The sequence below is a fragment of the Schinkia azotoformans genome (assembly GCF_035811335.1).
Lineage (GTDB): Bacteria > Bacillota > Bacilli > Bacillales > Bacillaceae_J > Schinkia > Schinkia azotoformans.
In genome coordinates, this window is sequence record NZ_JARSMD010000025.1 from 26,693 (window position 1) to 46,666 (window position 19,974).

A 19,974-nucleotide genomic window follows, 5' to 3' on the forward strand; every position below is an offset into this window, starting at 1 on the left:
CGGGAGTATTTACAAACTGACGGAAATCAGAATTGTCTAATATTACAAGTCTATCTGTATTGTAACAGGATTTTTGGGGTTCTGGATAGAAAAACGACTCTGGGTATTTAACTATGAAGCGATTTGCATTAATATGCTAATATTGGTATTTCTAAGTAAGATATAAAATCTTAACAGTACAAAGGAGTATAAAGATATGGCAACGGAAAAATTATATTACCAAAATCAATACATACGCTCATTTACTGCCAGCCTTCAAAAATCAGATAAAGATGAACAAGGGCGTTTTTATGTTGTTTTAGATCAAACAGCTTTTTATCCAACCGGTGGGGGACAACCTCATGATACTGGAATGATAAATGGTGTGAATGTTGTTGATGTCGAGGAAGTTGATGGGGAAATTCGGCATTACATAGAGAAACCTATTGAAGCCCAAAAGGAATTCCTCTGTGAAATCAATTGGGAACGCCGCTTCGATCATATGCAGCAACATTCAGGGCAGCATATTTTATCAGCTGCATTTGATCATCTTTTTAGCTATAAAACGGTGAGCTTCCACTTGGGTAAAGAAATTTGTACGATTGATATTGAGACAACAAACCTTTCTGAAGATGAAGCTCTTCAAGCAGAGAAACTTGCCAATAGCATCATCCAAGAAAATCGGCCGATTGAAGCAAAGTGGGTAAGAGAGAATGAGCTTGAAAATTATTCTTTAAGAAAAGAATTGTCGGTATTAGATAATATACGTCTCGTGATTATTCCTGATTTTGATTACAACGGCTGTGGAGGAACACATCCAAAGGCAACTGGTGAGGTAAGCGCCGTTAAAATTTTGCATTGGGAAAAACAGAAGAAAAATATTCGTGTTTACTTTGTTTGCGGAAATAGGGTAATCCAACAACTTCATGAAAAACACAAGGTCATTCAAAGTCTAATGACGATTTTAAGTGCACCACAGGAAAAATTAGAAGAAACAGCCAACCGTGTGCTACAAAATACTAAGGAACTAGAAAAAATAATAGACGATTTGAAAATGAAATTTCTTGATCATGAAGCCAACCAATTGATAAATGGGGCACAGGAGTTTAACAATCAAAAATTGGTAAAAATAATTTTTACTAACCGGTCAATGGCTGAATTGCAGCAATTGGGGAAAACGATTGCTGCCAATACGGATAATATCATTGCTCTATTACTAAATGAGCAGAATAACAAGATTCAGCTCGTTTGTTCAAGGAGTAAAGATGTAAATATCAATATGAATAATGTAATCAAACAGGTTTTACCTTTGATAAATGGTAAAGGAGGAGGGAGTGATTCCGTTGCCCAAGGAGGCGGAGAGCGAACTATTTCACCAGAGGAATTAATGAATGAGTTATGTAAGGAAATTTCGGGAAATGAATAAACAAACAGCAGGGATATCTGAAATCCCTGCTGTTTTTTAGAAAGAAAGACTATTTGATGAAAAGCGTTTTTTTAATTTGTAAAAATTTCTTTTGCGCCCTTAATTCTGCCTTTTTACCAAAAAGATAATTCATCATTAGGAATCATCCTCCTAAATTACTAAAATTCTTTTTATTTTCTATAACTTAATTATAATCCATATTTTAAGGAAGTCAATAATACCGGTATACCAAATACCTTAAAAGTAAGGATTTTTATACAAAATATAGGGAGCAAAAACTAATTTGGTATACCTAGTTCGTTTATATAAGCCTTAATAAAGTTAATTATCGATTATATTCATAAATTTACGTGTTAGCTAATATAGTTGGAGTTTAAGAAAAAGAAGAATAAAAGAAATGACTGGATAATAAAATATTGTATACCAAAAAATATCGAAATAGGGTATAATTACCAATACATTTAAAAGAAAAGTGGTGGTGCGAATGATAAAATACTTGTTCATTATTACGTTATTCCTTTATGTATTAACAGAAATCTTTCCTAGTATGCAACTTTCATATGTATTATCGATTCTTTGTATGGTTATTATTGTTTCGACTTTATTCTATGTAAAACGTTTTGTGAAAATCTTAGGAATTGTTTTTTTACTAATTGGTGCGTTGATGTTGTTTACTAGTGGGGCAAGCTGGAAAACTTATATCATATCATTTGGACCAATGCTTAATCTTTTAACTTTATTTTCTATTATTCCCATATTGGCAATTCCAATTCAAATTGGGAATTATGCTGGTGGCATACAAGAATTAGTAAATAGAAAGTTGAAAAATTCCGGACATCTCTACATGCTGACTTCAGGAATTTCTTATTTCTTAAGTATTTTTATGAATCTTGCAACGTTGCCAATGACCTATCATTCGATGAAACCTGCTTTACAAGTATTTTCATTGCAAAGCACGGGAAGATTCATGAGTCGGGCAATTACACGTGGGTTTGCAATGCCGCTTTTATGGGCGCCCGTGACTCCGATTGTTGGTATTGTCATAGAAATGACAGGGGTAAGCTGGAGCACCATGCTTCCTTATTTATTGCCGCTAAGTATAGCAGGGTTATTATTGGATTGGTTTTTAGCGGGGAGGGCTGCCTCAAAATTAGGGAGTGAAAAGCTCGCAGGGAGCGCTTCTGCTAACGAAATTGCTACAACGATTGAAGTGAGCGGCAAATCGTTGCAAAGTCCAAAAAGGATTGGTCAAATCCTAGTGGCCATTCTTATTTTCAATATTTGTATTGCCATTTTTGATTATGTTTTTCATCTCAGTTTTTTAATTTTAGTGGCTTTGTTGGTAATTCCGTTTGCCTTTTGTTGGTCTTTTTTGTTAAAAAAAGGAAGAGAATTTTTGACAGGCTTACAAATTCATACCAACACGTATTTATATAAAATGAAGGATCAATTTTTTATTTTCTTATCAGCCGGTTTTTTTATTTCGGCGATGCAATTTTCCGGTACTGATCATAGATTGAATGAAATGTTTGTTGTATTTAAGGGGTTGGTAGGAATAGAGATGTTTTTATTAATGATACCAGTCATACCACTGATCCTAGCCTTTACCGGACTACATCCAGCAGTGGCATTAGCACTGCTAGCTGAAACTCTAGATCCGACTCAATTGGGGATTTCACCACAAATTTTAACAGTGTCCATGCTTGGTGGGGCTGTTTCTGCCTTTTTAATGGGTCCCTATAATGCAACGATTGGCTTAATGTCTGGAATTATTAATGAAAGTCCATTCAAAATCTCAAATTGGAATGCTCCATTTACCGTTTTATATTTGCTATTGGTTATGGTCTATCTTATCATCCTTAATGTTTTTATATGAGAACGCTAAAAAGACCTTGTCAATCGACAAGGTCTTTTAAATCTGCTTACTAATTTTTTACAAGTCTCGTATGTTTAGAGTCTTCATCATTTCCAGAGGCTTTTACAATTTCCCCCAACTCATCCCTGGCTGCTTCGATCGAATCAAACGTTTCAAAGAATTTAACTCTGATTTGATTTATATATTCTTTACCTTCGTACTTTTCATAAAGGCAAATCTTAGTATCTCTATTTAGTACTTCGGCTATTGTATATTTCGCTTTTATTTCATCAAAGAAATGAAAGTTATAGGATTCAATCGGTTTTATTCCGTTTGAATCCACCTTTGTTTGAAATGTTTGTTTGTTTGTCAAAATAATGTATTTCCCCATTTTTAATTCCTCCCTTTAATTTGTTTCCTCTTTTAAATTAATACTTCTAATATTACGGTCCAATAAATATATTGTCTTTAATTAACCACCACCTCTTCTAAACGGCATTTGGTATACCACCTTATAGCCATTTTATAAAATTTTTTCTAGTTTTTCAAGTTTATAGTTGAAATATTTTGAAAATTTTGTATAATCAAATCATAGTTTTATAAACTTTTTATACATTTTAATAACAAAATAGTGTAAACCTCGTTAGAAATGATGGGAGGCAGTAAGGCAAAAACTATTTTGTAAGGGGTTTCACGGTTTTGACAAAAAACTTTTTAGAAAGGGGAATAAAAAATGCCAAGGGTTATATTGCATGTTGATGGTGAAATCATTGAGCAGGAAGTAAAAGAAAATTCCAATCTAGTCGTATTGGCAGGTATCAAACAGTTTCCCAAATTAAAGTATGGCTGTGGGATGGGGAAATGTTTAAAGTGTGCTTGTGAGATCATTTCTGGTGAGGAGCAATTGAGTTCGCCAAATTGGAAAGAGGAACGAATGCTGGGTGAAAGTGCCCACAACGGAATCCGCCTGACCTGTCAATTAACTATTAGAGAAGATATTGAAATCACTCAAGAAAATATTGCAGAAAAGATTAAGAAGGAAAAGGATTCTATTAAACTAACGAAATAGCTTTTTATTATTTTATATTGGTATACAATATTCCAAAATGCTGGAGGGAAAAGAATGAACAAGTATTTATTAACGGAAATGACTTGGGAGGAGGTGAGAGATGCATTAAACACAGTAAAATTAGCAATTATTCCAATAGGTGCTCACGAGCAGCATGGCCCCCATATGGTTGAGAGCTGTGATGCTGTATTAGCTACTGAAATGGCAAAAAAACTAGGGGAAAGACTTTTCCCAAATGTTCTAATCACACCAACAGTCAATATGGGGGTTTCGAGTCACCATATTAATTTCCCTGGAACGATAACGCTTAAACCAACAACATTGATTGCCATTTTAGAAGATATGGTTACTTCATTAAAACACCATGGTATACACAATTTTTTATTTTTGAATTCCCACGGCGGAAATCAGTCTACCCTGAATGTAGCAGCTACTACATTAGCAACAGAACATGAAGTAGAAATCTATTTTGCTAAAACTACGGCATCCGCTAAAAAAGCCATTTCTAAAAATATTGAATCAACATTGTTCGGTCATAGCTGTGAAAGGGAAGTTTCTGAGGCTCATTATCTTGCTCCACAGTTAATCCGCCATGAGAAATTAGCGAAGGGCGATATTCAGGAAGGGGGGAGATGGAAAAAGCTGCGGCCGAATCAGGCATTACAAGGATTCTATCGTTACGAAGAAATGACAGCAAATGGCTGCATTGGCGATGCTACAAAAGCAAGCTATGAAATTGGCAAAGAAATTGTGGAAGAAGCTTTAGAAAATTTGGCTAGGTCGATCGAAGAAGTTCTGCAATTGGAAGTGAATTCAATCTAAAAAGGGGTGCGTGTTGTTTGGAATTAACTGCTGCTCATTGGTTGTATGCCTTATTCACGGTTGTCGTAATTGTGACGATGTTATTTCGGCGGGGTGTTGTGTTGCCAACACTAATCGGAACTTTTTTTGTCGCATGGGTCTTTAAAGGTTCATTTGTCAGCGGTTTTCAGGCCGTATTTAATGCAAATTTAGTTGCCGCTAAGGAATTGTTTACAATCTTTCTGATTATCACATTAATGGTTGCTCTATTAAATTCATTAAGAGCACTTGGTGCCGACGAAAAAATGATTTTACCAATCCAAAAGGTTATTAAAAATGCGCATATTGGGATCATCGTCATCTTTGCAACAACTTATGTAATCTCTTTATTCTTCTGGCCGACGCCTGCTGTTCCGTTAATTTGTGCCTTGTTAGTGCCTGTTGCTATCCGTGCCGGATTACCAGCGATGTCAGCCGCGATGGTTGTAGCCATTGCAGGTCAAGGGATGGCGCTGTCATCTGATTATATTATTCAAGTAGCTCCCATGCTTACAGCAAAAGCAGCAGGGATTGAAACATCCGCCGTTGTGGATAAAGCAATGATACTTTCATTAATCACTGGCGGGGTCGCTTTAATAACAATCTACATGATGATTCGACGTACGCTTAGAAAACCAAATAGTGAGTTGGCGGAAATGGAGCTTAAAGTTCTTCAAGGCCAACAAAGTGCTGAAGCGGAAGCATCAGCTACAGTAGAAGGAAATGGAATTGACGCTGCAAATCGTGAGAAATGGGGAAAAATGTTTGCTGTGTTTGTGCCTCTATCGATGCTAGCAGTCATGATTTTTATGTTCTCTACGAAATTAAATCCTGATACTGCAGGGGTTTTTAATGGTGGAGATGGCGCGGCCTTTATTGGTGGTGTAGCTGCTATTTTATTAATCCTATCCACAGTTGCTTTCAGGAAAATTCATGCATTAGATAAGGTAAGTGACCATATTACAGAGGGTTTTGTTTTTGCATTTAAAGCGATGGGGCCAGTTATCCCGATTGCAGGTTTCTTTTTCCTTGGCAGTTCGGATTTTACAGGATCAATTCTTTCATTGGGAGAAGATGTTGCAAAACCGGCATTTTTATTTGATCTTGTTGCGACTGCACAAAATGCCATTCCACCAAGCGCCTTTTTAACAGCATTTGGTGTACTAATTGTTGGAATTATTACCGGATTGGATGGTTCAGGATTCTCCGGTTTGCCTCTAGTTGGAGCACTTTCCGGTGCAATGGCTGATGGTGTTGGTTTGGAGGCTGGAACGCTTGCAGCTATCGGTCAAATGGGTGCCGTTTGGACAGGCGGTGGTACGTTCATTGCATGGTCGTCGTTGGTTGCTGTTGCGGGCTTTTGTGGTGTTCCAGTATTAGATTTAGCGAGAAAGTTGTTTATACCAGTAATAGCCGGGCTTGCTTTATCCACGCTTGTTGCCCTTTTCCTATGGTAAATTTACGTCGTCTGTATAGTTTTTAAATAAAGGTATTAAAAATATTTAAAAAATTTAGAAAATGGGTTTACAAACAGTTTGAGATTTTGTACTATTAATTTAGATGGTATACCATGAAGCGAAACAGTATAAAAGCTACCCTAGTTTTTATCGAAACAACTTAGAAGAAAACTGCTATATTTGAAAAAATATAAGGTTTTATTTTAAAACATTTGGTATACAAAATACAATAAGCAATAAAAGGCTTGAGAGGAGAATGGAAAATGGCAGAATTATTATCAAAGGATGAATTTAGAAAAGCATTAGAAGAGGCGATCAAAGGAAACCACAGTCAAAAAGCTCCATTTACAGTTGCATGGGCTGAAGGAAAACTTGAAAGAAAGCATTTTGCAAGATGGGCTGAAAATCACTATCACTATGTCGGACCATTCGCTGATTATCTAGCATATATTTATGCTAATACTCCTGAAAAATACACAGATGCGAAAGATTTTACATTGCAAAACATGTATGAAGAGGAAATTGCTGGAGACCGCCACACAGACCTTTTAATACGTTTTGCTGAAGCGTGTGGAACAACTAGAGAAAGAGTAGAAGATCCACATAATATGGCACCGACTACTCTTGGCTTACAAAGCTGGTGTTATAATGTTGCCCAAAGAGAAAACTTCGTTGTTGCAACTGCAGCTCTTGTAGTAGGATTAGAATCTCAAGTACCAGACATTTATCGTAAACAAACACCTGCTTTACGTGAACAATACGGATTTACAGACGAAGAAATCGAATTCTTTGATTTACACATTGTCTCTGATGAAATTCACGGCGAGCGCGGCTACAAGATTGTTCTTGAATGTGCAGATACCCCAGAGCTACAACAAGCTTGTTTAGAAGCTGTTCGTACAGGTGCAAAAATGCGTCGCATGTACATGGATGGTTTATGGAGCACATACCTGCAAGAAGATTTAGGGGCGTTAATCCAAGCTTAATTTTGTCGTAAATATTCCGAAAAATAGTTAAATAAAAAATGTTCAGGCAGTTTCTTTTATAGAAGCTGCCCCATTTATTCATAGTAGATGAATGAATTAGAAAGGATGATCCTCTTGCTTACAACAAAAGTTGATACATTTAAAAACTATATTGGAGGGAAATGGGTAACTTCCAGCAGTCAAAAAACTTTTAAAAGTATTAACCCTTCAAATAAAAATGATGTCGTAGGCGTATTTCAAGCCTCAACTGAGGAAGACGTTAGAGTAGCGATTGAAACTGCAGCTAAGGCATTTCCAGAATGGTCAAAAACCTCACCATCTAAGCGTGCTGCTATTTTATCAAAAGCAGCGGATATCTTGGAAAGTCGTTTAGAACAGATCGCTAGTGAATTAACAAGGGAGGAAGGAAAGCCGATTGGTGCGAGTAGAGGTGAAGTCAGCCGCTCGGCACAAACCCTTCGCTATTATGCCATTTCTGGACAGAACATGACTGGAAATACGTTTGTAAATGATGATCCAAATATGAATGTGGCGACAGAACGTGAACCTCTTGGAGTTGTTTCCGTCATTACTCCATGGAATTTCCCTTTATCTATTCCAGCTAGAAAAATTGCTCCAGCATTAATCACGGGGAATACAGTTGTATTCAAGCCGTCATCAGATACCCCTCTTATCGCCTATCGTTTAGTGGAGGCTTTGCATGAGGCTGGTATACCGAATGGTGTCATTAATTTTGTTACTGGGTCTTCTAGAGATGTCGGCAGCCTTTTGGTTACCCACCCAGCCATTCGTGCAGTTACTTTTACAGGCTCAACGGGTGCAGGAGAAGACATTCATCGCCAGTCATCTTTAACTACTAGAACCCAAATGGAACTTGGTGGTAAAAACCCATTAATCATAATGGAAGATGCTGATCTAGAGTTAGCTGCTTCGATTACTGTCAATGGTGGTTTTTCATTAACAGGTCAAGCTTGTACAGGTACGAGCCGTGTGATTGTTATGAAGGAAGTAAAGGAACGATACATTGCAGCGTTAATTGAAAAAACAAGGGCATTAAAAATTGGTGACGGCTTTGAAGAAGGTGTAACCATCGGTCCTTTAGCAAACGAAAAACAGCTGCGTAATGTCCTAAAATATATTCAAATTGGAAAAGAAGAAGGAGCAACCCTTGTATATGGAGGGGAGCAGTTGACTGAGGACAAATATAAGGATGGTTATTATGTCGTGCCGGCTATCTTTACAAATGTGAAAAATGAAATGCAAATTGCCCAAGAAGAAATATTCGGACCTGTCATCGCCGTCATCGAAGCTACTGACTACGAAGAGGCTATTAAACTAGCGAATGATGTAGAATACGGATTGTCAGCATCAATCGTGACGAACAACATGAAATATGCCCATCAGTTTACAAAAGATATTCAAGCAGGAACAGTCAAAGTCAACCGTACAACTACTGGTAATCTTGTGAACGCACCATTTGGTGGCATTAAAAAGTCAAGTACGTCAACATATAGAGAGTCAGGTACGGAAGGATTAGACTTTTTCACACAAACAAAAACCGTATATATCGGATACTAATAGGAGGAATTAAGAAATGAAACAATCTTTAAAATTGGAGTTAGAAGAAGCAAAAATTATGATTGAAGCGGCAAAGAAGAAATCAGAAGAGATCAATGTTCTAGAAACAATCGCGATTACAGATGATGGAGGAAATTTAATTGCATTGGAAAGAATGAATGGAGCCCGCATCACAGGACCTGAAATTTCAATTGCAAAAGCATATACAGCGGCAGGTCATAAAAGGTCCACTCATCTATTTAACAAAGAGCCAAATGGTCCTGCCCTTCCAGGTAACGAAGCATTTGGTATCAATCAGATGCTGCCAGGTAAATTCGCGATATTTGTAGGGGGATTCCCAATTGTAGCAAATGGGGAAGTTGTCGGGGGAATCGGTGTCAGCGGCGGCAACGGTGAACAGGATACGGCTGTTGGTACAGCGGCCTTACAAGCGTTGCAAGAAAGCTTAAAAGACCAGGGTATTGAAATTATTACTGACGCAGACATAAAAAAATAAGAGCGGCTTTAAAGAGGTGTTGTTCTATGGGTCACTTACAAGATTTAACAATTGGTTTTGCAAGGACCGGACTAACAGGTTATGGTGGAGGACCTTCCACCATTCCTTTAATAGAGTATGAAGCAGTAAAAAGATACCGTTGGATGACAGAAGATGAGTTTGGAGACACTCTTGCATTGGCAAATACTTTACCGGGACCGATTGCAACGAAGATGGCTGCCTATATTGGTTATAAAGTGAAAGGGTCTGTGGGGGCAACAGTTGCTATTCTTGCGCATATTCTTCCATCGATTATCGGTATGCTTGGCCTACTAGGCGTACTATATACTTATAAGGATTCTCCTTTTGTTAAGGGTATGGTTCTAGGAGTTGCCCCGATCATTGCTTTGATGCTCGCAGAAATGTGTTATAAATTCTTCATCAAGGGGAATAAAGGATTAGGGATCAACATAAATGTGGTCTTGTCTATCGTATCATTAATCGCACTAGCCTTTTTAAATATCCATCCGGGAATCGTTATTGCGGTATTTTTACTAGCGGCATTTCTAATTGCTACTTTTAAACAAAAAGCGCACGCTGTTTCTCCGGCAGAAAGTGTTAAAAAGAGGAGAGAAAGCGTATGATTTACTGGGATATATTTGTGGCTTTTTTCATAGCTAATTTACTGGGTTACGGTGGAGGACCTTCCACGATCCCATTGATTCAAAATGAGGTTGTTAATCATTATGGGTGGATGACTCTTCAGGAATTTGGAGATTTATTTGCAATTGCCAATGTATTGCCGGGACCGATTGCAACAAAAATGGGCGGATACATCGGCTATCAAGTAGGCGGATCATTAGGGGCTATTGTTGCTTTAGCGGCGACAATCCTTCCTTCAGCAATTGCAGTCATTATTTTGTTTAAATTTGTGACATTATTTAAAAATTCACCACAAGTATCATTAATGACAAAAGCAGTTCAACCGGTCATTGCCATTTTATTAGGTGTTTTAGCTTATCAGTTTTTTAGTTCATCCTTTATTACGATTGGCATATTGCATTTATTAATAGTAACACTGATTGGATATCTATTAATGTACAAATTAAAGATCCATCCGGCTCTTGTCATTGTCTGTGGTCTGTTTTATGGCGGTATTTTTTTATCATGAAAGCTTGTATAAAGGGATGAAGGAATGGACGGCCAGGTTAAATCTTGGTCGTTTTTTGTATGGAAATCAAGAGGTATTATATGGTAACATTGTTGGTATACAATCTATATAGATAAAAATAAAAGAAGGTGAAACCTTTGCATGAAAAATGGGTTGCTGATGATTTATTATCGATTCGGGAACGGGCTTATATCTATTTAAAATCACTCATTTTAGAGGGGGAATTAAAACCGGGGGACAGATTAATTGAAAGAGAGTTAGCTAATCAATTAAATATCAGCCGTACTCCGATCCGTGAAGCATTGTTCAGACTTGAATCTCAAGGGTTTGTAAAAACAGTGCCAAGAAAGGGTGTTGTTGTTTCTAATATTTCTAGTGAAGAGGTTGTCGAGGTTTTCAATATTTTATCTTCCTTAGAAGTATTAGCAGCAAAATTAGCAGCCCAACGGATGGATGAAAAAACACAAGAGATCCTCGATGAGAAAATTGCTGAATTAGAAACTTTTCTCAATAGTTCGCATAAGGATTATGAAACTATTCATATTGATATGAATATGGTTTTATATAATGCCGCAAAAAGTCCGAAATTATTTGAAATGCTATCGGGATTAACGGACTATATTCAAATGTCGGCCAATATGGGGTATGAAACGCCAGGAAGAAAAGAACAAGCCATGAAAGAGCATTTGGAAATTATGAAAGCTTTAAGAAATAAAGAAGTGGAACTTGCCGAATCTCTAACAAAAATCCATATCGAGAATTCAAAGAGAGCTTATATAACATCCGTTGAAAAACGTAAGGAAAAAGAAAAAAAGTAACAGGTTAGCATTGAACCTGTTATTTTTTTTGCATTCAAGCTTTCTATAGTTTTCAAACCAAATAGACTATTTTGTATATTTAGTATTGTTTGAAAAATTAAAATGTGGTATATTGTATACCAAGAGGATGAGAGGAGGAAATGGAAATGCCTAAAATTAATTATGTAACGAGTGGAAAAACTTTTGAAGTACCCGAAAATTCAAATATTCTTAGAATGTCATTAAGATTTGATGGTGATCTCCCAAACAGGTGTGGCGGGGGACTTTGCGGAAGCTGTGTCTGCAAGGTTGAGAAAGGGGCAGAGTTTTTAGATAATGTAAAGAAACAAGAACGTAGAAAGCTTGGGGATGAACTATTAAGTCAAGGATATCGCTTAGGCTGCCAAACCTTCGTAAACGGTGGCGATGTATCTTTATCATGGTCAGAAGAGATCACAAATTTTGTTAAAAAGCGTAAGCCTGATAAATTAGAAAAAGAAGCAACACCACAAGCATAAAAATTTCAATAGTAATAAAAGTGGATAAGGATGGATGAAAAATTGAAAGCACATACACATGTACTTGATGTTGAAGGTATACTGAATTCCAAAGGATTATCATTACCGAACACATCCGAGCCGTCTGGGAATTATTTATTTTTAAATCAAGTTGGCAATGTTATTTATATGAGTGGAATTACTTGTAAATTCAATGGTGAAATAGCTTATAAAGGTAAGGTTGGTAAAGACTTAACTATACAGGAAGGATACGAGGCAGCCAGAATCACGACGTTAAACCATTTAAGCATTTTAAAAGATTATCTGGGGGATTTTAATAAAATCGACAAGATTGTAAAAATAACAGGGTATGTAAACTGTGAACCAACTTTTACTCAAGTACCAGATGTAATAAATGGTACCTCAGATTTACTAGTTGAGCTTTTTGGAGATAAAGGAAAACATGCACGTTGTGCAGTAGGTGTTGCCTCCTTACCAGGAAATGCAGCGGTTGAAACAGATATGATTGTATTATTAATAGATTGAGATGAAAACAGGGTTGCGATGGCGGAATTGGCTAGTATTTCAGAAAGACGAATAGAAAGATTAGTGAATCCGCAATTAAATGATCTGCCAGCCTTCCTAAGTCCAGACCCAGGGCTTCAATCAGGAGCGATGATAATGCAATATACAGCCGCCTCATTAGTCTCAGAAAATAAAACACTTGCCCACCCATCCAGTGTCGATTCCATCCCTTCATCCGCAAACCAAGAAGACCACGTCAGCATGGGCACCATTGGAGCACGTCATGCCTATTCCATTATCGAAAATGTTAGAAGGGTACTAGCGATTGAAATGATTTGTGCGATGCAGGCCGTTGAATATCGCGGCATTGAAAAAATGTCTCCACTTACTAAAGCATTTTATACAGAGGGGAGAGAAGTTGTTCCTTCTATTAGATAGAAGGGATCGAATTTTTTCAAAGGATATGGAGGCACTTGCAAAATGGTTGAAAGAGAAAAATCTATATTGACGATAAAAAGCGAACTTTTGGTTCGCTTTTCATACTTTTCTCACAAAACGTACATAAACTCGCCATTTTTCAAACTCAATTATGTGATGTTACTCACGTTTATATAGTAGTTACCTTGATATAGTTATTAAAAAGTATGCAGAACTTGTGCAGAAAGCGTGCAAATTTATAACTTTATAAAAAGGAGTCAGTTATGAAATGGCCAACCTACTTTTTTTTATTGGTAACAGCTCTTTTCATTTTTAGTGGGAAAGCTGGAGCTGAAGAGTTCCGTGTAACAAATGAAAATGAATTGCAGACGGTATTGAAAACGGCGGCTGAAAACGATGCTATCAAGATTAAAAAAGGTATTTATCAAGGAAACTTCTCTGTGAACAAGCCGCTTACTATTAAAGGTGAAAAAGGGGTGATCATAAAAGGCCCTAACAAGGGTGATGTCATTACAATCAATGCGGATGATGTGGCTATTGAACACTTACAAATTGAAGGAAGCGGTTCACAGAATGCGGGCATTCATGTGAATGGAAATCGTAGTTCCATTAAAAATACGAAGATTTATGACGTCTTTCATGGAATTGTTCTAAAGAATAGTTACGGCCATCAAGTCGATGACAACATCATCACAAGCTACACAGATGATACTATTGTTCATAAAGGCCACGGAATTTATTTGATTGAAGCACCGCATTCCCATATCAGGAATAATATTATTTTTGGTACGAATGATGGAGTTTATCTATCTTACTCAAATTTAAGTGAAATTAGTAGAAACACAGTTACCAATGTTAGGTATGGCATTCACACGATGGATTCGGACGATGTGATTATTCATCAAAACCAATTGTCAAAGAGTCGTAATGGATTAATGCTTATGCAAAGTAAACGGCTATCCGTTAAAGAAAACTATCTATTTGCAAATACGACAATTGAAGGGGCTGGCCTCTTTCTATTTGATACATTTGATTCCCAAATCTCAATGAATATTGTCAAAAAAAATAATAAAGGTATGTATCTTGAAAACGGGAAAAGAAATGAAATTTCATTTAATGAATTTGATCAAAATGACAAGGGAATGGAACTTGCCAAAGGTTCAGAGGATAATGGAATCTATTTGAATAATTTTTTAAATAATAATCAGCAAGTTATTACAGATAAAGAAAATGAAAACTTATTTAATCTTGAAGGTTTTGGGAACTACTGGGATGATCAGCGTCATCTACATTTAGATCGGGATGAGCCAACGTTACATGCGTCTATTTATTCAACAAGGCCGGTACTACTAGAGGAATTCAATCGGCAAGGGACAAATAATTACGCCTATAAAAGTGGAGATGTTTTTTACCATTTAACGACAAAGGAACCTTATTTACAAATATTCTCTGGAAGTCCAGCGGTAGGGTTATGGAATACGATTGAACAATTTGTCCCTATCCCTTCCAAACAGTTCATTGTGGATGAAAATCCAATTCAAACACCGGTAGTGATTGACACTATGATTGAGCAAAAAGTAATGAAGAATGATGGGGAAAATGCAGTAGATCTTGAAAAGAGTGGATTTTTCCTAGTATTTATGTCTATCAGTTTCTTAACATTATGGTATACGAGGAGAATGAAAAATGATGCGTAAACTTTTCTGTGTAATATTGCTTTTATTTGTGATAGTAGCAGGATGCTCAAGCCAAGATGCTTTTAAGCCGCAGCCAATTGATACCAATGTTGATGGTTGTGACGAGTGTCATATGGGGATACAGGATGTAAAAGCATCAAGTGAAGTTATATTGAAAGACGGCACACCAAAGAAGTTTGACGATATCGGCTGTATGGTTCTTTTTATAAAAGATCACGAGGAAGAGGTTGCCAATGTTTTTGTTCATGATTACTTGACTAGTGAATGGATTGACATGAACAACGCTGTTTTTATTCAAGGCAGTAAGATAAAGTCTCCAATGAATTACGATTTTGTAGCCTTCTCATTTGCAGAAGAGGCAAAAGCTTTCCAAGCTGAAAATGGAGGAGAATTGTATACTCCTGGAGACGTCCTTAAAGCTGATGTTCAAGCATTAAAGGATGCAGGGCACGGTTCTGATGCCGGGGTCGGTCATGAGGCTGAACATAACATGTAAAAAGTAAAACAAGTCCGATTATGAAGGATGATTATACATGAAAAATTTAAAAACGTTGAACTCAATGACATTGTATGAATTACGACTTTTGTTGCGGAGTAAATGGCTTCTTAATTTTATGATTCTACTTCTTTTAATGGCCGCTCTCTTTTATTTCTATGGTTTGAAGTCGCTAGATGCGGACCCGAGTGAAGTGAAGTATGGTCTTTCTTCGATCTCATCGAGTATTGATACAGGCTCAATCGATCCTTCCTTTTTTGGACTGGAAGAAATGGCTTCCGATGAGCCCGGTGATTCCAATAATGGGAAGGCTGGATATGATCGTGCCATTGCGATGCTAATGAATTTATCATTGTGGGTGCTCCCTATCATTTGTTTAATACTTGGTACAAATGCAATTGTCGCTGATAAAGAGGATGGAAGGTTAGCCCTTTACCATACTTATCAGATGCCATTTTTCTATTATTTGCTTAGTAAATTTACAGCTCTTTGTATCTCAATGCTGGTTGCGTTAGGAATTTCCTACGGGTTATTTGGAATGGTCATCGCTTTTACCACCGATGGGGCACAGTTTAACTTTTTTACAACCTTTTTCTTATTAAATATTTTTCTAATCATCATTTTTTCAGCATTATCAGTGTTGGTTGGTTCAATTAGTATGACTAGAATGCAAGGTCTGTCTTATGCATTATGTGTATGGAGTTTTCTTGTTATTGGTTATGAATTTATTATTTTTTCAATTATAGATTGGATTCCATATGCGCAAAAGTTAAATAGCATGCTTGTTCTAGTACTTTCTAATCCAATTGAATCATTACGTGTCTGGTCCATCACGAAGCTTAATGCGGATTATATATTTGGTCCTGAATATTTACTGATTCATAAGTGGGGGCAGGATGGAAGTTTAACTAATTATGTGATCCTATCATCTGTGCTCATGATTGTAATTTCATTAGTTCTTGCTAATTTTACAATCAAAAAAAGGAGGGAGCGCATTGGCTAATCCAACTATCGTTCTTAAAGCTCAAAACTTATCCAAGACCTACGGGAAAAAACAAGTGTTATCTTCTACTGACCTTTCCATAAATAAAGGAGAATGTGTTGTTTTTTGCGGAGGGAATGGGGCTGGAAAGAGTACCTTAATTAAACTGCTAACCGGAATTGAGAAACCATCATCTGGCATAATCCAATTTCTTACTTCAAAGAAAAAAAGTTTTGGCTATATGCCCGATCATATGAATTTTCCGGGAGAATTGTCTCCTATTGAAGTATTAATGTATTATCGTACATTTGTGGATGCAAGCAAGGAGAAGATGATGGAAGTCATAAAAAAAGTAGGTTTATGGGAAGTACGCAACCAAAAAATTAGTTCATTTTCAAAAGGAATGTCACAGCGTGTTAATCTAGCACAAGCACTTTTGTCCGATGTAGATGTTTACATCTTTGATGAACCTACGAATGGGCTAGATCCTTATTGGGTTATTGAATTTAAGAATATCATTAAAGATCTAACTAATAATGGAAAAACAGTGATTTTAAGTAGCCATATTATGAGAGATGTGGCCGAAATCTCCGATCGCGTTTTCATAATATTTGAAGGTCAGGTAAAAGAAAGTGGCAGCCTCGAAGAAATTTATGAAAAATACGCAACACAAACGTTGGAGGAAGTTTTTCTTAAATTACTCGAAAAGTCACATAGTGTTGCATAAGGGACAAAATGTCCCTTTTATTTGTTTGATTATTATATTTTTAATAAACTTTAGTTTATAATATAGTAAGTGAAACAAATGAAAGGGATGTCGGTCATGTTTGAAATGTATTTTCCTGATAATAAATTGGAATATATTCCGGCTTTTATGATGGTATTAATCTTTGTTCTTCTAACTTTTTTAGCTATCAACCAAATCATTAAGTTTTCTAAAAAAGAAGAAGAAAAAGCAAGGATGCTAGAAAAGCAGATTATGGAGAATAAGCTAGAAAGTCATAAATAAATCATTGTGAAAAGCAGAATAAAACCATAAATATATTATGTAAACTAGGTTATAAAGTCGAAGTGCTCGGCACTTCGACTTTATAAATCCAAATCCCCAAGCATTTTATAAACTTTATCTCTAGTAAAATTACGTGACTGCCAAGCATCGCTCGTTAATATTTCTCTTTCTCGCTTTCGCTCTTTAAGCAACGTTTCCAAACCTGGAACATTCGGATTTTTCTCGTAAAGCTCAATCAGTCCAAGAATACCAGTAGAAGAAAATTGGTTTAAATAGTGGATGTCAATTTTTCCTGTTTCCTCATAGCGGGCTATGTTTTGCTTCACAACAATCCAATCGAGATTGACGGTATTGATACCGACATAATAGACGAGTGCTGCGATAAAATAAAAATGAAACAAGGAAAGCTGCTCAAGCCAAATCTTCACAAGCGTATAGGCAAGGATAAACATAAGAAAAATCATGAAAGAATGGACTAGCACTCTCAAAAAGGTAAAACCATATGCATCCTCATACATCAACATTCTCATGAAGGCAGATATTAGAATAACACTACTTGATAAAACAAGAACAGTTAGAGTAAAACGGATTGCTTTTTTTAGAAATCCTAGAACTAGCTTCGTGGAATATATAACAGCGACAGTCACTGTTAGATTAATCATCGTCACAAAAAGTAACTCGAAAAATCCGCGCCGTGCATATTCCGCATAAGTGAAGCCGTCTTCAAGCGTCCCACTGAAAAAATATTTGAATTGGACAGCGACAAACAGGATGTACACCAAGTCTAAAAGTAATAGAACCGTCAATGTTATGACCCCATCCATTGAAAGGGGCTTGATCATCCCATCCTTTTGAATCATTTCCACTTTTCTTTGTAAAAGCACCTGCAAAAAGCCGAAAAATAGAAAAGTAATAATAACAATGATAATAAAACGAATAACAAGATCGCCTCTGAAGGTCATAAAATTCGGGATATTGGTTAAAATTCTTGCAAATTGAGTATCAGCTTTCATTAACAAATTAATAATGATAAATAAAAATGGAACAGAGATTCCGATCCCAATTAAAATCTTTTTCCAAACATCAAAACGCTTCGTATTATTTCCGCTTTTTGATAGCTTGGACGTATATTTTATAAAGGTTGCATTATAACGGATCCCGTCAACTAGGCGACGTAGGGTGTAAAAAACAAAATTGAAATTACTCCATTCGAATTTTTTCGGAGAAGTAACTAAAATAAGATGAAAAATAACAAGCGCTGGAATGACCAGAACATTTAATAAGTAAAACAGAGCCGTATCATATGTGTAATAGCCGGCGGCCAAAATCCATATCGAAATTAATAGCAAATAACCAAAACGTTGATGAGAAAATGAAAACGAACGAAATCTCCAAAAAAATAACGAATAAAAGCAAACGATAAACACAAAATAGGAGATGCCAATCTGAAACCTAAAGAACGATTCTTCCGCGACTATTCCAACAAGAAAACATAAAAATAAAAAAATCCAATCTTTCTTCTCTGTTTTAAACTCCATTTCAATCCCTCCAAAATCCTAAATAGGAATTCTATATACATAGTTTATCTATGTATATAGCTAAAAAAATTACACAGAAGCTTTCTTACCCCATCTGTAGCTTATCAAACATAAAGGGTACAGCAGTATGGTAAGGAAAATACATAACCCAATAAATGTTTCTGTCAACAATGGATGGAACCATTCTCGTGGTATGATCTTGAAAACCGTTAAAAACATCAAGGTCAAATTCGGCACTAATGCTAATATAAAAGTTCGTTTTAATACTTTCTTGCCTTTATGTCCAAAACCTTTCCCTATTTCATAACCAAGCAATGCCCAAAACACCATGTAAATCAGAGCAATCAAGATAGGAATGGACGTCAACTGATTCCATAGTCCTTTCAACCAAGTCCAATCGAATACATTATGGGCAAGGGTTAGTATGGCCCCTCCGCCAAAGAAAAAAATATTGACTGAAATAAATAACCATTTCATATTGCTTGGTGTAACAGAAAGCTCTTCCTCCCATATTGCAGCAATTTCATCGGGTGTGCCAAACCTTTGGAAAACTTTGTCCTGTACTTCAGCTTCATTTTCTATGTTGAGGAACTCAATTAGGAGTTCCTCAAGATGGGCTTCATATTCCTGTAAAATCGATTCCTTCTCCGGATGATTGCCAAGGCAAGAATTAAGTTCGGTTAGGAAATCATTCTTCAGCCGTTCCATGTTTTTTTCTCCCTAATACCGTATTGATCACTGAAACAAAGTCGTTCCATTCTTGGGTTTTTTCTTCTAACATCTCTCTTCCGGCTTCGGTAATCTTGTAATATTTACGGGCTGGACCTTTTTCTTGCTCCTGCCAATAGCATTCAATATATTCCTGCTTTTCAAGCTTATGTAGTGCTGGATACAATGTTCCTTCCTTTACAGAAAACCCATTATCGCTGCGCTTTTCTAATTCTTTCACTAGCTCGTAGCCGTACATATTTCTTTCATCGAGCAGTTGAAGCAATAAAAGGGATGTACTTCCTTTTACCAATTCACGATTAAACATACTTTCACCTACCTAGAGTTTTTAGGTATATAGAGATTCTATAATTTATCCAATAATTTGTAAAGATTAAAAATGGAATTCAAGTAGAAAATTGATGAGAGTATTTTTAAAATGTAAAATAAG

The 19,974-nt window shown here is 36.4% G+C and carries 22 protein-coding genes and 2 pseudogenes; 20 read left to right on the forward strand and 4 right to left on the reverse strand.

Annotation, left to right across the window (positions count from 1 at the left end):
- Positions 1-190 precede the first annotated feature (190 nt).
- The 3 genes and pseudogenes from P9E47_RS22960 to P9E47_RS15205 all read left to right on the forward strand — a co-directional run.
- Positions 191-409: pseudogene (locus P9E47_RS22960) on the forward strand (alanine--tRNA ligase-related protein); the annotation flags it as partial.
- Between the two features lie 72 nt (positions 410-481).
- The gene (locus tag P9E47_RS22965; protein WP_326153846.1) at positions 482-1,405 is read left to right on the forward strand and encodes a DHHA1 domain-containing protein; all 924 of its coding nucleotides are present in this window, start codon (positions 482-484) and stop codon (positions 1,403-1,405) included.
- A gap of 484 nt (positions 1,406-1,889) precedes the next feature.
- Positions 1,890-3,281 (forward strand): hypothetical protein, encoded by a 1,392-nt coding sequence (locus P9E47_RS15205; protein ID WP_003332231.1) that lies wholly within the window; start codon positions 1,890-1,892, stop codon positions 3,279-3,281.
- Between the two features lie 49 nt (positions 3,282-3,330).
- On the opposite strand, the gene P9E47_RS15210 is transcribed toward P9E47_RS15205, so the two are convergent.
- The gene (locus tag P9E47_RS15210) at positions 3,331-3,651 is read right to left on the reverse strand and encodes a hypothetical protein (RefSeq protein WP_003332232.1); all 321 of its coding nucleotides are present in this window, start codon (positions 3,649-3,651) and stop codon (positions 3,331-3,333) included.
- 342 nt (positions 3,652-3,993) lie between these two features.
- Here P9E47_RS15210 and P9E47_RS15215 point away from each other — a divergent pair, with 342 nt between their 5' ends.
- From P9E47_RS15215 to P9E47_RS15295, 17 genes and pseudogenes are all read left to right on the forward strand, one after another.
- Positions 3,994-4,329: a 2Fe-2S iron-sulfur cluster-binding protein gene (locus tag P9E47_RS15215; RefSeq protein WP_003332233.1), complete on the forward strand. Its 336-nt coding sequence runs from the start codon at positions 3,994-3,996 to the stop codon at positions 4,327-4,329.
- A gap of 54 nt (positions 4,330-4,383) precedes the next feature.
- Positions 4,384-5,151: a creatininase family protein gene (locus tag P9E47_RS15220; protein WP_003332234.1), complete on the forward strand. Its 768-nt coding sequence runs from the start codon at positions 4,384-4,386 to the stop codon at positions 5,149-5,151.
- A 17-nt stretch (positions 5,152-5,168) separates the two neighbouring features.
- Entirely contained in the window at positions 5,169-6,626 is a 1,458-nt protein-coding gene (locus P9E47_RS15225; protein WP_003332235.1) for a hypothetical protein, read from the forward strand.
- Positions 6,627-6,889: 263 nt separating this feature from the next.
- Positions 6,890-7,612 (forward strand): TenA family transcriptional regulator, encoded by a 723-nt coding sequence (locus P9E47_RS15230; protein ID WP_003332236.1) that lies wholly within the window; start codon positions 6,890-6,892, stop codon positions 7,610-7,612.
- A gap of 105 nt (positions 7,613-7,717) precedes the next feature.
- Entirely contained in the window at positions 7,718-9,190 is a 1,473-nt protein-coding gene (locus P9E47_RS15235; RefSeq protein WP_039957598.1) for an aldehyde dehydrogenase family protein, read from the forward strand.
- Positions 9,191-9,206: 16 nt separating this feature from the next.
- The gene (locus P9E47_RS15240; protein WP_003332240.1) at positions 9,207-9,686 is read left to right on the forward strand and encodes a GlcG/HbpS family heme-binding protein; all 480 of its coding nucleotides are present in this window, start codon (positions 9,207-9,209) and stop codon (positions 9,684-9,686) included.
- A gap of 26 nt (positions 9,687-9,712) precedes the next feature.
- Positions 9,713-10,309 carry a chromate transporter gene (locus tag P9E47_RS15245; protein WP_003332242.1) on the forward strand — a complete coding sequence of 199 codons (597 nt, stop codon included), beginning with the start codon at positions 9,713-9,715 and terminating at the stop codon, positions 10,307-10,309.
- A complete protein-coding gene (locus P9E47_RS15250; protein ID WP_326163908.1) occupies positions 10,306-10,836 on the forward strand; it encodes a chromate transporter in 531 nt (176 codons plus the stop codon). The genes P9E47_RS15245 and P9E47_RS15250 overlap by 4 nt, the downstream gene beginning before the upstream one ends.
- A gap of 137 nt (positions 10,837-10,973) precedes the next feature.
- The gene (locus P9E47_RS15255) at positions 10,974-11,654 is read left to right on the forward strand and encodes a GntR family transcriptional regulator (RefSeq protein WP_003332245.1); all 681 of its coding nucleotides are present in this window, start codon (positions 10,974-10,976) and stop codon (positions 11,652-11,654) included.
- Positions 11,655-11,800: 146 nt separating this feature from the next.
- Complete coding sequence (locus tag P9E47_RS15260) at positions 11,801-12,151, forward strand: 2Fe-2S iron-sulfur cluster-binding protein (RefSeq protein WP_326163909.1); 351 nt, start codon at positions 11,801-11,803, stop codon at positions 12,149-12,151.
- Positions 12,152-12,181: 30 nt separating this feature from the next.
- Positions 12,182-12,676, forward strand: a complete 495-nt coding sequence (locus P9E47_RS15265; protein ID WP_326163911.1) for a RidA family protein — start codon at positions 12,182-12,184, stop codon at positions 12,674-12,676.
- Between the two features lie 9 nt (positions 12,677-12,685).
- Positions 12,686-13,163 (forward strand): annotated as a pseudogene (locus tag P9E47_RS15270) (aromatic amino acid lyase); the annotation flags it as partial.
- Between the two features lie 193 nt (positions 13,164-13,356).
- Positions 13,357-14,790: a NosD domain-containing protein gene (locus P9E47_RS15275; RefSeq protein ID WP_326163912.1), complete on the forward strand. Its 1,434-nt coding sequence runs from the start codon at positions 13,357-13,359 to the stop codon at positions 14,788-14,790.
- Positions 14,780-15,286, forward strand: a complete 507-nt coding sequence (locus P9E47_RS15280) for a nitrous oxide reductase accessory protein NosL (RefSeq protein WP_003332251.1) — start codon at positions 14,780-14,782, stop codon at positions 15,284-15,286. The genes P9E47_RS15275 and P9E47_RS15280 overlap by 11 nt, the downstream gene beginning before the upstream one ends.
- 37 nt (positions 15,287-15,323) lie before the next feature.
- Positions 15,324-16,289: an ABC transporter permease subunit gene (locus P9E47_RS15285; RefSeq protein ID WP_003332252.1), complete on the forward strand. Its 966-nt coding sequence runs from the start codon at positions 15,324-15,326 to the stop codon at positions 16,287-16,289.
- Positions 16,282-16,995: an ABC transporter ATP-binding protein gene (locus tag P9E47_RS15290; RefSeq protein WP_326163914.1), complete on the forward strand. Its 714-nt coding sequence runs from the start codon at positions 16,282-16,284 to the stop codon at positions 16,993-16,995. The genes P9E47_RS15285 and P9E47_RS15290 overlap by 8 nt, the downstream gene beginning before the upstream one ends.
- Before the next feature lie 78 nt (positions 16,996-17,073).
- Positions 17,074-17,277 carry a hypothetical protein gene (locus P9E47_RS15295; protein ID WP_035197381.1) on the forward strand — a complete coding sequence of 68 codons (204 nt, stop codon included), beginning with the start codon at positions 17,074-17,076 and terminating at the stop codon, positions 17,275-17,277.
- Between the two features lie 80 nt (positions 17,278-17,357).
- On the opposite strand, the gene P9E47_RS15300 is transcribed toward P9E47_RS15295, so the two are convergent.
- The 3 genes from P9E47_RS15300 to P9E47_RS15310 all read right to left on the reverse strand — a co-directional run bounded on the left by P9E47_RS15300 (position 17,358) and on the right by P9E47_RS15310 (position 19,851).
- On the reverse strand, positions 17,358-18,815 hold the full coding sequence (locus tag P9E47_RS15300) for a DUF4153 domain-containing protein (protein ID WP_003332255.1): 1,458 nt from the start codon (positions 18,813-18,815) through the stop codon (positions 17,358-17,360).
- Between the two features lie 69 nt (positions 18,816-18,884).
- Positions 18,885-19,523 (reverse strand): HAAS signaling domain-containing protein, encoded by a 639-nt coding sequence (locus tag P9E47_RS15305; protein ID WP_003332256.1) that lies wholly within the window; start codon positions 19,521-19,523, stop codon positions 18,885-18,887.
- A complete protein-coding gene (locus P9E47_RS15310) occupies positions 19,504-19,851 on the reverse strand; it encodes a PadR family transcriptional regulator (protein ID WP_003332258.1) in 348 nt (115 codons plus the stop codon). The genes P9E47_RS15305 and P9E47_RS15310 overlap by 20 nt, the downstream gene beginning before the upstream one ends.
- Positions 19,852-19,974 lie beyond the last annotated feature (123 nt).